8 protein-coding genes, 1 pseudogene and 1 CRISPR repeat array are annotated in these 13,985 nt (G+C 42.6%); of the genes and pseudogenes, 4 read left to right on the top strand and 5 right to left on the bottom strand.

Features of this window, described 5'->3' with window-relative positions:
- Positions 1–130: 130 nt before the first annotated feature.
- The 4 genes from GRF55_RS07975 to holA all read right to left on the bottom strand — a co-directional run bounded on the left by GRF55_RS07975 (position 131) and on the right by holA (position 4,902).
- A complete protein-coding gene (locus GRF55_RS07975; protein WP_220367913.1) occupies positions 131–1,042 on the bottom strand; it encodes a dihydroorotate dehydrogenase in 912 nt (303 codons plus the stop codon).
- The gene (locus tag GRF55_RS07980) at positions 1,030–1,806 is read right to left on the bottom strand and encodes a dihydroorotate dehydrogenase electron transfer subunit (protein WP_220367914.1); all 777 of its coding nucleotides are present in this window, start codon (positions 1,804–1,806) and stop codon (positions 1,030–1,032) included. The genes GRF55_RS07975 and GRF55_RS07980 overlap by 13 nt, the downstream gene beginning before the upstream one ends.
- Before the next feature lie 390 nt (positions 1,807–2,196).
- Positions 2,197–2,658: a helix-turn-helix transcriptional regulator gene (locus GRF55_RS07985; RefSeq protein WP_220367915.1), complete on the bottom strand. Its 462-nt coding sequence runs from the start codon at positions 2,656–2,658 to the stop codon at positions 2,197–2,199.
- A gap of 1,212 nt (positions 2,659–3,870) precedes the next feature.
- Positions 3,871–4,902, bottom strand: a complete 1,032-nt coding sequence (gene holA / locus GRF55_RS07990; protein WP_220367916.1) for a DNA polymerase III subunit delta — start codon at positions 4,900–4,902, stop codon at positions 3,871–3,873.
- Positions 4,903–5,079: 177 nt separating this feature from the next.
- On the opposite strand from holA, the gene GRF55_RS07995 reads away from it, so the two are divergent.
- The 4 genes and pseudogenes from GRF55_RS07995 to cas2 all read left to right on the top strand — a co-directional run bounded on the left by GRF55_RS07995 (position 5,080) and on the right by cas2 (position 11,609).
- The gene (locus GRF55_RS07995; protein ID WP_220367917.1) at positions 5,080–5,529 is read left to right on the top strand and encodes a type I restriction enzyme HsdR N-terminal domain-containing protein; all 450 of its coding nucleotides are present in this window, start codon (positions 5,080–5,082) and stop codon (positions 5,527–5,529) included.
- A gap of 192 nt (positions 5,530–5,721) precedes the next feature.
- A pseudogene (cas9, locus tag GRF55_RS08000) lies at positions 5,722–10,325 on the top strand (type II CRISPR RNA-guided endonuclease Cas9).
- Positions 10,326–10,334: 9 nt separating this feature from the next.
- Positions 10,335–11,267, top strand: coding sequence for a type II CRISPR-associated endonuclease Cas1 (cas1, locus tag GRF55_RS08005; RefSeq protein ID WP_220367918.1), 933 nt, complete (start codon positions 10,335–10,337; stop codon positions 11,265–11,267).
- Positions 11,268–11,276: 9 nt separating this feature from the next.
- Entirely contained in the window at positions 11,277–11,609 is a 333-nt protein-coding gene (cas2, locus tag GRF55_RS08010) for a CRISPR-associated endonuclease Cas2 (protein ID WP_220367919.1), read from the top strand.
- A 168-nt stretch (positions 11,610–11,777) separates the two neighbouring features.
- A CRISPR array of direct repeats spans positions 11,778–12,209; the repeat unit is 47 nt; unit sequence GTTGTTGATACCTGTGCAAAGATACGAAATTTTAAGCAAATCACAAC.
- A 466-nt stretch (positions 12,210–12,675) separates the two neighbouring features.
- Here the strand turns inward: cas2 and GRF55_RS08015 are convergent.
- On the bottom strand, positions 12,676–13,668 hold the full coding sequence (locus tag GRF55_RS08015; protein WP_220367920.1) for a YqiA/YcfP family alpha/beta fold hydrolase: 993 nt from the start codon (positions 13,666–13,668) through the stop codon (positions 12,676–12,678).
- Between the last annotated feature and the right edge of the window lie 317 nt (positions 13,669–13,985).

A 13,985-nucleotide genomic window follows, 5' to 3' on the forward strand; every position in this document is an offset into this window, starting at 1 on the left:
ATCAGTTAAGTCTAGTTTAGTTTTTGTGTTGGTAAGAGCGATCCTTTTGATCGCTCTTTTTCTTTTTCCCCTTTCAACAGCCGGAATTCCGACCTATCGGAGAGGACTTAAATGGAAAAATGCGCAACCATCAGGCATCAAGTGTCCCGATAATGTCCCACACCGAGCGACAGCCGTGAGCATCCAGCCAGTCGTTGATTCCGTCGCGCACCTTGACGGTGACTGCCGGATCCAGGAAATTAGCTGTACCTATCTGAATGGCTGTGGCACCCGCCATGAGAAACTCAATCGCATCCGTAGCACTACAAATTCCACCAAGACCGATGACTGGAATCTTCACCGCCTTAGCCACCTGCCACACCATGCGCAGGGCAACAGGCTTGACCGCAGGACCGCTCAAACCGCCAGTGTTGATGCTCAACATCGGACGGCGGCGCTCAATATCGACAGCCATTCCCATCAGCGTGTTGATGAGCGATACACTGTCAGCACCCTCTGCCTCACAAACACGCGCAATCTCCGCAATATCAGTCACGTTAGGAGAGAGCTTCACTATCAAAGTCTTATGATAATGCTCGCGGACGGCACGGACAACGCTTGCCGCTCCGTCGCAAGTGACACCGAATGCCATACCGCCCTGGCGCACATTCGGACAAGAAATATTCAACTCAATCGCCGGAATATGCTCCAACTCGCCAATCCGCTCGGCACACTGCACATAATCATCCAGCGAAGAACCGCTGACATTGACAATCATGTTCGTGCCAATATCCTTTATTTGCGGATAAATCTGTTCACAAAAGTAATCTACACCCTTGTTCTGAAGTCCCACACAATTGAGCATACCCGAAGCCGTTTCAGCCATGCGCGGATAATCGTTTCCTTCGCGCGGATGGAGTGTCGTGCCTTTTACGATAATGCCTCCCAACTCGTCTAACGGAACAAAGTCAGCAAACTCAACACCATAACCGAACGTTCCCGAAGCCGTCATCACGGGATTCTTCAACTCCAACGCACCTATTCTTACACTTAAATCTGCCATGTCAGTTTCTTTGTATTGATTACAGGACCTTCTTTACATACACACACATTGCCCGATGTCGTCTTTTCCACACAACACAGACAGGCACCAATGCCGCAAGCCATCTTGTTCTCCAAAGAGACCTCACACTCAACTCCCGCCTTGTGCGCATAACGAGCAACAGCTTGCATCATCGGTAGAGGACCACAGGTGGCAATACGGTCAAAAGATTCCTTGCACAGAAGCGAATGGTCGGTCACAAAACCCCGTTCACCCTCACTCCCGTCTTCCGTCGTCACAAACACACGTCCCAACGACTTAAAACTATCCAGTTCCAATAAGTCTTTCGACGAACGGGCACCGAGAAGGAAAGTGGGCTCAAAACCCGCCTCCTTTATCCGCTTACCCATAAAAAGCAAAGGAGCCACTCCAACACCGCCGCCGACAAGCAGCAGACGGGGAGAGGCTGCGTCGGGAAGTGTAAATGTGTTACCCAACGGCAACACACAATTCAATCGGTCACCAGCACGGAGTGAAGACAAAGTGCGCGTACCGTCACCGACAACCGCCACCAACAGCCACATCTCGTTGCGCTGCTCATCCACCCAGTTGATGGAAATAGGACGACGCAGAAACGTTGTTGGAGAACCATCCACACGAACCTCTACAAACTGTCCTGGCAACATCGGCGGCAAAGGCTTCTCATGCGTCAGACGAATGAGCACATATCGTTCGTGAAGGTGCTCTACCGTTACCACGTTCAAATCTAAGATATATTTCATCACCTTAATATATTTATTAGCAAAAGGAAAAAATGTAACCAGAAACAAATAGGTATCTCTCCGACATACACGTTTCTATACATTTCTTCCGCAAATTTACGAAAAATTTCCGGGTAAGCGAGCAAAAGGAAAACCTTTTCTCATCCGAAAGAGAAGAATTAATAAAAAACGAAAGCAAAAACGGGGATAAACAATCGAAGGTGACAACGGCATTGAAAACAACAGAAATGAGCAGAATTCAACACCCAAGGGCAAAAATTTCACACAGATAATGCAATGAAAGAAACATAAAAAAACAGATTCCAACACCACTGGGTAGTGTGGAATCTGCCGGGTTTCAGAAAATGAAAACTAATTTATATCAGAATAATAATTGTCTTGAATAATCATGCGCTACGACTTCTTCGGCGTGAACGACTCATAAGTCTGGTCATCGAAGAATACACGTATCTCGGTAATCTGCCGGGCAGCACGCTCTACATACAGCACTTCTTCCTTCGAAGAGGGCTTCTGGGTGCCACTATTTCCTTTTGAAACATTCAACCCTTGCTCTTGGACAGGGGAGGAAACTTTATTTTCTACGCTGGAAAATAGGTCACCCATTCCGTCATGGGCTGGTTCAGGTGCAGATTTTCCACCAACATCGTCGAGGAACATCGGCTCTTTTCCGAACATAAGCCATTCAATACTGATAGTCGGAATTTTTTTTCGAATCGCTTCAACCGTATTCAAAGTTGGTTTTGTGCGTCCATTAAAAATACTGCTCAATGATGCCGGAGACATTTCAATAAATTGAGCGAATGTCTGCTGAGTCATGTGTTGTGACTCCATCAGTTGTCGAATTCTATCTTTCATGTCGTTTTTGAGGCATTTTTGCCGTTTTTCGTTTCAGTTTACAAAAGTAAAGCAAAAAAATTAAACTTCCAAATCTTTTTGAAAAAATTTTGTTTCAAGAATCAAAGTTTTGAAATTTGAATTATTTTTATTTGTAAATTCAAATCAGTGAAAACGAAATTTTTTATTCATTTACAAATCAAAAGCGACAATGTGTACACAATCCATTTGTAGAATGATTTTTTATAACTATCTGGAATAATTTCAGTTATTTACAAATAAAATGTGAATTAAAGGTGTATTATGCAAAATGCCTCGTCCATACCCTCCTATTTCTTGACGGAAAAGATGAGTATTTTTATATAACATGTTGATTATTATATACTTATGTTATTAAAATTGCCTTTGTATAATCATCGATTTTTCGTGATTTTGATTTGTGTTTTTAATTTTAAATTATGCTATTCAAATATATAAACGACTGCTTGTGTTTAGTTTTGTGCTTTACATAATTGTATAATGTTGCCCATTTGTTTGGGTTTTTGTTTTGAAATCAACAAAACAAAATGTTAACATCTGCGAAAACTAAATATTGAAGGCGAAAAACGAGCAAAAATCGCCATATTTTGCTCATTTCGAACGAAGGGACGTTTTGCTTAAAAATATGCGAAATATGAGCATCGAAAATCAACTTAACTTGCTGATTTTATGAATAATTATCCCCGAAAATTCTGTTCAAGAAAAATCAAATTCTAGAAAAATCTGGGATAAATTGTGAGTAAAACGTGTATAAAAAACATCTATTTGCGATTCAAATAGTGGAAGTATTGGGGGAGAAATGCCCCCCAAATTCTATATTTTCGTCTAAAATATGGAGAAAAAACATCTATTTTGACAGCCTACCCTACACCATTTATTATAGAATTACCATCCATCCTCCTTCAAAATATTCGCGCTTTAATGATAAGTTTTTTTGTTTTTTCATATTCGAGTGGGATTTCGGAAGCCTACTCCCCTCTTTTCAATTGCTGAATATCATTCGTACCCTTCAAAATGTTTACACCCTAATAACAAGTTCTTTTGTTTTTTCCGATTCGAATAGGATTTCGAAAGGCTACCCCTCATTTTCAATTGTTGGATATCATTCGTACCCTTCAAAATGTTCGCGCTCTTTAAATAAGTTTTTTGCTTTTTCCGATTCGAATAGGATTTCGGAAGCCTACTCCCCCATTTTCAATGAAGGATAAAGAAAATCAGTTCCTTTATCAACTCCCCGGCATCAGTATTTGGATTACCAATTCCCTTCATTTTGTCGTCCGTTTCTCGAATCTTTGAGATAATCTGCATCGTTTTCGTTGCAGAATAGTTCCTCATTCCGGCAAGGTAATCTTTCACTCCCCATGCATTTTTCAAGCCCAGAGCCTCCGCCAGAGTGTTAGGATTTTGATTGTTGGGCACATAATAGGCTATCATCAGGTTCTGGAAGTAGTTGAACAACATCGGTACAAGCACATACATGCTATCCTTTTGAGTTTTAGGATTTCCCGCAAAGTACTTGACAATCTGATTCGCTTTGAACACATTTCTATCAACAATGGCATTGCGCAGTTCGAATCCGTTGTAATCCTTGCTCACGCCTATTTCCCTTTCAACAATCTCGGGTGTTATCTCCCGTTTGTCCTCAGGCAGCGATATGATTACTTTGTCAAGTTCCGACGTCAGTCTGCTCAGGTCAGCTCCGATATGTTCGGCGACCATCTGTGCCGATTTGTTATCGATGCTCACGTCCTTTCCTTTCAGATAGCTGGCGACAAACGCAGGCAACTCATAGTCGCGCATCTTCTTACTCTCGAATACGATGCCAGCAGTCCTCGCTTTGGAGACTATTTTTTTCCGTCCGTCGATGGTTCCGTTCTTATAACAGATAACGAGAATTGTCTGATTCATCGGTTTCTCGAAATACGTTTCCAGCGCATCCCATTGCTTGATATTCTGCGCTTCCTTCACGATAATCACCTGATATTCAGCCATCATGGGATATCGCCGTGCCATGTCAGCCACCTGCACCGCACTGACATCCAATCCATAGACAATGCTTTGGTTGAAATCGCGCTCCTCCTCACTCAGCACATGCTGCTCAATGAAGTCAGAAATCTGGTCGATATAATACGGCTCCTCCCCCATTAGCAAGTACACGGGGGCGAACTGCCTGGCTTCCAGCTGAGCCATGATGCCGTCGAACGCATTATCTTTTTTTGCTGCCATGATTTCTTTATTCTCGGATAAAAACGCTATCTTTGCATTTGTGATTGCAAAGATAATACAAAAAATCGAATTCGCACAGAGCTGTCATCATAAAAATCTGTCGTTTTCCGCAAAAAGCTTTCATCACCATCCAATGCCCTCCATCAGCCAGGGCAGATGCTAATGAACGAATATGCTATGTATCAACTGAACCTTCCCACCTACGACCTGCGTCTCCGAAGAACAGGAAACCGCGACATGATATTCGATGTCCTGCGCCGCAAGTACGTCGCCTTGACGCCCGAAGAGTGGGTGCGCCAACATTTCGTTCATTTCCTCATCGAGCATAAAGGCTACCCCACCGCCCTGTTAGCCAACGAGATAGAGCTACGCATCGGCGGAAAGCACCTGCGTGCCGACACATTATTATATAATAAGGAGCTCCGTCCGCACATGCTCATCGAATACAAATCCCCCACCATAGCCCTCACCCAGAAAGTCTTCGACCAGATTTCCGCCTACAATCTCCTACTCCATGCCGACTACCTCATCGTCAGCAACGGCATGCAACACATCTGCTGCCACATGGACTACGAACAAAACACCTACCACTTCCTCGAAGAAATCCCCGACTATTCCGAGTTGTAAACTCGTAAGACAAAAAATGCCCACCGTTAAAGGACGATGGGCTAACCTGATGTTTTCACAACGGAATAATCCTTATTGTGATTTGCTTAAATTTCATACGGCAAAAATAGACATTTTTCCCCATTCACACAAATATTCTTGTACTTTTTTGCTATATTTGCAAAAAATAAAAAACAAATAATACAATATACCATGAAAAAAATATTAGGACTGGACTTAGGCACAAACAGTATTGGTTGGGCTGTGGTGAATGCGGAAGAAGCAAAACGTGAAAATGAATCAACTTATTTAAAACCTATTGGAATAAGTTCGACAGGCAGTCGAATTATTCCAATGTCTGCGGATATTCTTGGTGATTTCGATAAAGGAAACTCTATTTCACAAACGGCAGAACGAACGAGATTCAGAGGGACACGACGCCTACACGAGCGCAACCTGCTGCGGCGTGAAAGGATGTTACGAGTGTTGAAAACAATCAAGTTTTTGCCGCAACATTTTGCTATGCAAATTAATCAATATGGCAAGTTTATTGATAATAATGAACCTAAACTTGCTTGGCGTAAGGAAAACACTGGCAAAATGGAGTTTTTATTTAAAGATTCTTTCAATGAAATGCTGGCTGATTTTGCTGTAAACCAACCTCAACTTGTTGCGAATGGCAAGAAAGTTCCTTACGACTGGACTATTTACTATCTACGCAAGAAAGCGTTGACACATAAAATTGCCAAAGAAGAACTTGCGTGGATTCTGCTGCAATTCAACCAAAAACGTGGCTATTACCAACTGCGTGGTGAGGATGAAGATGAACAGCGAGACAAGTTAGTCGAATTCATCGTCCAGAAAGTGGTAAGAGTTGAAGCCACCGACGAGAAGAAGGGCGATGATGTATGGTACAATGTGTATTTGGAGAACGGTATGGTCTATCGCCGCACCAGCAAAATGCCTTTGGATTGGGAGGGAAAGGTTAAGGAATTTATAGTGACCACCTCTTTAGAGAAAGATGGAACCCCTAAGAAAGACAAGGAAGGGAATGTAAAGCGGTCGTTCCGTGCACCGAGTGAAGACGACTGGACGTTGCTGAAGAAAAAAACGGAGTTCGACATTGACAATAGTAATAAGACCATAGGCTGCTACATCTATGACAACTTACTGCAAAAGCCCAACCAGAAAATCATAGGCAAGTTGGTACGCACAGTTGAACGCAAATATTACAAAGAGGAGTTACGGCAAATTCTTGAAACACAAATAGCCCTGATACCTGAATTGAAGGACGAGATTTTATATGATAGTGCATTGAGGAACTGTACCCGAACAACGAGACGCACCGCAACAACATTGCCAGGACTGACTTCGCTAACCTTTTCATCAACGATATTTTATTCTACCAACGTCCGCTGAAGAGCAAGAAGTCCCTTATCAGCGATTGTCCCTATGAGAGTCATTTCGACAAAGACGGCAAAGAATATCCTATAAAGTGCATCGCTAAATCGAATCCACTGTTCCAGGAGTTCCGCCTTTGGCAGTTCGTACAGAACTTGAGGATTTACCAACGAGAGAAAAATTTAGATGGGAAAATGCTGACTGATGTGGATGTTACCTGCGAATTGTTGAAAACCGAAGAAGATTATGTGAAACTCTTCGATTGGCTCAGCAATAGAGCTTCCATCAAACAAGACACGTTACTTAACTCATTTTTCAATTTCAAGAAAGAGAAAGGAGAAGACCACTATCCTTATCGTTGGAACTACGTTGAGGACAAAGAATATCCGTGCAACGAAACGAGAGCAATAATGCTTAGCGGATTGGCGAAATGCAGTATTGATGCAAGTTTCCTCACACGCGAAAAGGAAATATCGCTTTGGCATATCCTTTATTCGGTGGAAGACAAAACAGAAATCGGCAAAGCTATGAAGAAATATGCCGAAAAGAATGGTCTTTCCGATTCGTTTGCCGAAGTGTTTTCCAAAGTCAAGCCGTTCAAGAAGGATTATGGTTCGTACTCCGAAAAGGCCATCAAGAAATTGCTGCCGTTGATGCGAATGGGTAAATATTGGAGTGTTGATAATATTGAAAACAAGACGAAAGAACGTATAGACAAGATTCTGACTGGCGAATACGATGAAAATATCAAGAACAGAGTGCGCGAAAAGGCTATCAACCTAACCAATATTGAGCATTTTAGAAGTCTGCCTGTTTGGTTGGCTTGTTATATTGTCTATGACCGCCATTCCGAAGCCAAAGAGATTGAAAAATGGGAAAAGCCTGAAGATATTGATAATTATTTGAAAGGATTCAAGCAACATTCTTTGCGTAATCCCATTGTTGAACAGGTAATTACCGAAACCTTACGAACAGTCCGCGATATTTGGAAACAAGAAGGGCAGATTGACGAAGTCCATCTGGAGTTGGGGCGCGAGATGAAAAACCCTGCCGACAAACGCAAACGAATGACAGAGCGCATCCAGCAGAACGAGAACACTAACCTGCGCATCAAGGCGATGTTGATGGAGTTTGTGAACGACCCTGATATCGAGAATGTTCGCCCTTATTCTCCAAGCCAACAAGACATACTACGGATTTATGAGGAGAATGCATTGGACAATCTCACAAAAGAGGATAAAGATTTTGATTTCATCAGCAAAATTTCCAAATCTTCACAGCCTTCAAAAGCAGACATAATAAGATATAAGTGCTGGTTAGAGCAAAAATACCGCTCACCCTACACGGGCGAGATGATTCCTCTTGCCAAGTTGTTTACCTCGGCTTACGAAATTGAACATGTGATTCCACAATCACGCTACTTCGATGACTCGTTCAGCAACAAGGTGATTTGCGAAGCAGAAGTAAACAAGCTAAAAGACAAACAGTTGGGTTTCGAGTTTATCAAGAGTCACAAAGGTGAAAAAGTTCAAATCAGCCAAGGGAAAACGGTCGAGATTCTGTCGGTTGAAGATTACGAGAAGTTTGTGAAGGAACACTACGCAAACAACCGCACGAAGATGAAAAAACTGTTGATGGACGAAATCCCCGACGGATTTATTGAAAGACAATTGAACGACAGCCGATATATCAGCAAATTGGTAAAAGGCTTGCTGTCGAACATCGTCCGCGAGAAACTCGAAAACGGGGAATGGGAACAGGAAGCTGTTTCAAAAAATCTGATTTCGTGCAACGGATCCATTACCGACCGACTGAAAAAAGATTGGGGTATGAACGATGTTTGGAATAGTATTATCTTGCCTCGTTTCCATCGCTTGAATGAATTGACGGGCAAGGAATGCTTCACGACTATTAGTGCAGAAGGACATCTAATTCCTGCGATGCCTCTCGAACTGCAAAAAGGATTCAATAAAAAGCGTATCGACCATCGTCACCACGCCATGGATGCCATTGTGATTGCCTGCGCAACCCGTGACCATGTGAACTTATTGAATAACGAGGCAGCACATTCCAAATATAATGCCAACCGCTATCAACTGCAACGCAAACTGCGCCGATTTGAAAAAATCATTATTGACAGCAAAGAGCGTGAAATCGCCAAAGAGTTCATCAAACCATGGGATTCATTTACTACAGACGCAAAGCAAGCCCTGGAAAACATTATTGTCAGTTTCAAACAGAATTTGCGTGTAATCAACAAAGCCACAAACAGTTATACACATTACGACGAGAATGGCAAGAAAGTGATTATTAAGCAAGAGAAAGGCGACAGCTGGGCGATTCGCAAGTCTATGCATAAAGATACTGGTTGGGGCGAAGTGAATCTGCGTTTCAAAAAGGAGGTGTCGCTAAATGAGGCTTTGAAAAATCCAAAAGCAATCGTAAACAAGGATTTCAAGGAAAAAGTTTTGGAATTGTTGAGAGAGCACTACGATGCCAAATACATAAAGAAATATGTAGAAGACAACAAGGATGTGTGGTCAGATATCGACATCAAGAAAATAGAAGTTTACTATTATACAAAAGAGACTAAAGACCGTTACTTTGCCACGCGTTTCATGAGTGACTTGGTTGGATATATGTCTGGAATAAAAGAATACGACAAGGCTGTAGCCAAAATAAAAGGTATTACAGACACTGGTATACAAAAAATATTGACAGCTCATTTACACGCAAAAGACAATAATCCTGGACTTGCATTTTCTGCTGATGGAATCGATGAAATGAACCGCAACATTGTAGAACTAAACAGCGGAAAACCGCACAAGCCAATTTATAAAGTACGTCGTTTTGAAAGCGGTAACAAGTATTCCATCGGACAAACAGGATGTAAAGCTAAGAAATTTGTTGAAGCCGACAAGGGTACCAACCTTTTCTTTGCTATATTCAGAACGGAAAAGATAAACAAGGAAACAGGCGAAACGGAAACAATTCGCTCTTACTTGACCATTCCTCTCAACATGATGATTGACTGCCAAAAGAAATTCGGTTCACAATGGCGCAACAACATTGAAATCTATCTGCAAGAGCAACATTTGGTAGCATCTGATGCCAAACTTATGTTCATCCTTTCACCGAATGATTTAGTGTATCTGCCCACACAAGAAGAGTTGAAAGAAGGGATTAAGGCAATTAATAAGGAAAGAATATATAAAATGGTATCTTGTGGACAACTTCAATTTATGTGTATTGAACATCATGTTGCATCTCCCATAGTAAATAAATTTGAGTTCTCAACACAAAATAAAATGGAGCGCGCTATCACTGGTGAAATGATAAAAGAAATTTGTATTCCCATCAAGGTGGACAGATTAGGTAACATCATCGAACTAAACGGAAAGAAACTGAAACGATAGAATAAGCCTATGATAAAAAAGACACTTTGTTTCAGCAATCCCGCCTATCTCTCATTAAGAGACAGACAGCTGGTTATCAAAATGCCAGAGGTGGAAAATGCGAAGAATCTGCTCGACAACATCAAGAAAGAAGCAGAAATCACCCGACCGATTGAAGATATCGGAGTTGTCGTGCTCGACCATAAACAGATTACCATTACCACCGGCGTACTTGATGCATTGCTCGAGAACAACTGTGCCGTCATTACCTGCGACAGCCGTTCCATGCCTGTCGGTCTGTTGCTGCCTCTCTCAGGGAACACTACGCAGAGTGAGCGTTTCCGCCACCAGATAGAAGCATCCCTACCCTTACGCAAACAACTGTGGCAACAGACCATCCAATACAAGATAAGAAACCAGATGATGGTATTGAAGCAATCCTCTAATGCAGAAACAAAGTGCATGCAACGATGGATTAACGACGTGAAAAGCGGCGACACCGATAATCAGGAAGCACGAGCAGCAGCCTACTACTGGAAAAACCTATTCGGACACATTGACGGATTCGTCAGAGACCGCGAAGGCATCTCCCCTAACCATCTGCTCAACTACGGCTATGCCATCCTGCGCGCCGTTGTTGCCCGTTCACTCGTTGCCAGCGGACTATTACCCACGTTCGGCATTCATCATCACAATCGCTACAACGCTTATTGTCTGGCAGACGACATCATGGAACCATATCGTCCATACGTGGACAAACTGGTTTATGACATCACCAACCAATATGGTGAAGACATTGAATTGTCAAAAGACATCAAAGCCGAGCTGCTATCCATACCAACTTTAGATGTAGTTATCGGTGGAAAACGGAGCCCTCTCATGGTCGGCGTGTCACAAACCACCGCCTCACTATACAAATGTTACAGCGGAGAGCTTCGCAAGATAGCCTACCCGGAAATGTAAACATACGACATGCAACGTTTTAGCGAATACAGAGTTATGTGGCTCCTCGTATTATTTGACCTGCCCACCGAAACAAAAAAAGACAAGAAAGCGTATGCGTTGTTTCGGAAAAACCTGATACGAGACGGCTTCACCATGTTCCAATTCTCCATATACATACGCCACTGCGCCAGTATGGAGAACGCTGAAGTCCACAAGAAACGCGTCAAATCATTCCTTCCCGAATTCGGAAAGGTAGGCATCATCTGCATCACCGACAAACAATTTGGCAATATAGAGCTATTCTATGGCAACAAGCCCCAACATACTAACGCACTTGGTCAACAGTTAGAACTCTTTTAACGCTCTCTTCTAAAAAACTTTTAAGGAAAGTTTTCAGACACATCAACGCCCCCATACAAAAAGAGAGAATTCCACTTTCCCGTGAAATTCTCCCCTTACTTTGCAGGAGTTTTTTTAATTCTAATCTCCTTTGCAAATCATTGGTCTTCAACAAAATACCCAATTCCTGTTGTTGATACCTGTGCAAAGATACGAAATTTTAAGCAAATCACAACAGGGCGTACTCGAACATCCAACTGCCATTGGTTGTTGATACCTGTGCAAAGATACGAAATTTTAAGCAAATCACAACGTTTCCGCCACATCCATCACGTCATTGTATGTTGTTGATACCTGTGCAAAGATACGAAATTTTAAGCAAATCACAACTACTCAACGCACGCTCAATGAAACGCTGCTGTTGTTGATACCTGTGCAAAGATACGAAATTTTAAGCAAATCACAACAATTCTTCTTGTGTCATTACTTGAAATCTAGTTGTTGATACCTGTGCAAAGATACGAAATTTTAAGCAAATCACAACTTCAAATCCACAACTTTCATACCATTATCAGTTGTTGATACCTGTGCAAAGATACGAAATTTTAAGCAAATCACAACGAATTTTATTACTTATATTTCTTATGTTTCGTTGTTGATACCTGTGCAAAGATACGAAATATTTCTATGATAAATAATAAATATGTGGATTTTCGTTCATTTTTAATTTTGCTTAGCCTGATTCGTGCTTGAATAGAAGCATACAAAAAGGGATACTATGGCAGAATCCATAGGACTTTACCAACTTCTACTATTGTGATTAGATACCCTATAAAACCCTTTGCATAAACATACGGAAAAGGGCGTATAAATATACGGTTGAACTTTCGTTTTCCAAAAGTTGAACTTTTGCGTCCTAAAAGTTCAACTTTCACCGCCTAAAAGTTCAACTTTTGCAAGCTAAAAGTTGAACTTTTGGAAAGCCATATCTAACTCCATGAAATACAACGGTTTACAAACGGACACCCCAAACATCTGCTTACGTATAAATATACAGACATGGGAAGATGGCAGCCAACGGGACGGGTCATTGTCCACCAAGTCGTGAGAAGTAGTCGAGGATATGTTCCCACGTCTTGAAGGTGTCGGTTCCGTATCGGATGAGTGTTGCCATACCTTGCACGTCCTCGTCGTCGATGAGGTAGTCGCCGTAGAGCAGTGTCTTGTGATTGGTGAAGATGGTGTGTCCGTATGCGGGCACATTGATGTGTTCGTACAGCCAGTTGTTGGTTTGCGCATAATAGTCGACATCGGTCGGTGCCGGTGCTACGAAAAACAGGTTGTAGTTTTCCAACAGTGTGCGGATGGTTTTCTGCGACGAGCTTTGCGGCTTCTGCCACTGGTCGATGAGGGTGCTGATGGAGATGTAGATGATGGGGCGTTCCCTACCCTGCTGGCGGTCGTCTATCCATCTGATGACGGGCACGATGGAGTGCATGAAACTGTGGTCGTTCATGCGGTGTTCGCCATGAAAGCGTATGGCACGCGGATAGTGTTGGCGGAACAGGTCGTAGGTGTTGACTGTGGTGTCGGCGTCGCCGAAGAGTCCCCATACGTGCTGTTTCTCCTCGCTGCTGAGGTTTCCGAAACAGCGGTCGGTGATGTCTTTGTATTTCTTGACGAGTGCTTTTGTCACGATAAACTCCTGTATGCCATCTTCCCGTCGGCTGCTGAACGTCTGTGCCCCTATCATGCCATGTTCTTTCATGGTGTCGCCCATCTGCAGTGCGGGATTGACGAGTATGCGATGGTATCCGTGCAGCATCTCCGCGTACATGCCTCCCATTGAGGTTCCGATGATGAGGTCGGGCTGTTCGGCTGCGCAGAGGTTGCGCAAGAGTGTCACTGCCTCTTCGGGGTCGATGGGCAGGTCAGGGGCGATGACCTTGGCTTGTGGAAACACTTCGCGGATGCGGGTGATGGTGCCCGACTGTCCGGATGAGGCGAAGCCGTGCACGTAGAGTATTTTCTTTCCCTTCATCAGGTCGGGAAACTGCTTGATGTATTGGTTCTGTTCCATAGCATTTGCAAATATAATCATTTTGCAGGAGACGGGAAAGCGTTTCCGTGTTTTTCCCCGTACCTTAATATATAAGATACTCCATCTCGGTATAAAAAACAAATGAATTTGTTTTGTTCTACTCTCAATTTTCCGTACCTTTACATAAGGTACTCCATCTCGGCATAAAAAATAAATGGATTTGTTTTGTTCTGCGCTCGATTTTCCGTACCTTTACATAAGATACTCCATCTCGGTATAAAAAACAAATGAATTTGTTTTGTTCTACTCTCAATTTTCCGTACCTTTACATAAGGTACTCCATCTCGGCATAAAAA

Origin of the sequence: Prevotella sp. Rep29, assembly GCF_019551475.1 — a bacterium.
In the GTDB taxonomy this organism is placed as follows: Bacteria; Bacteroidota; Bacteroidia; order Bacteroidales; family Bacteroidaceae; genus Prevotella.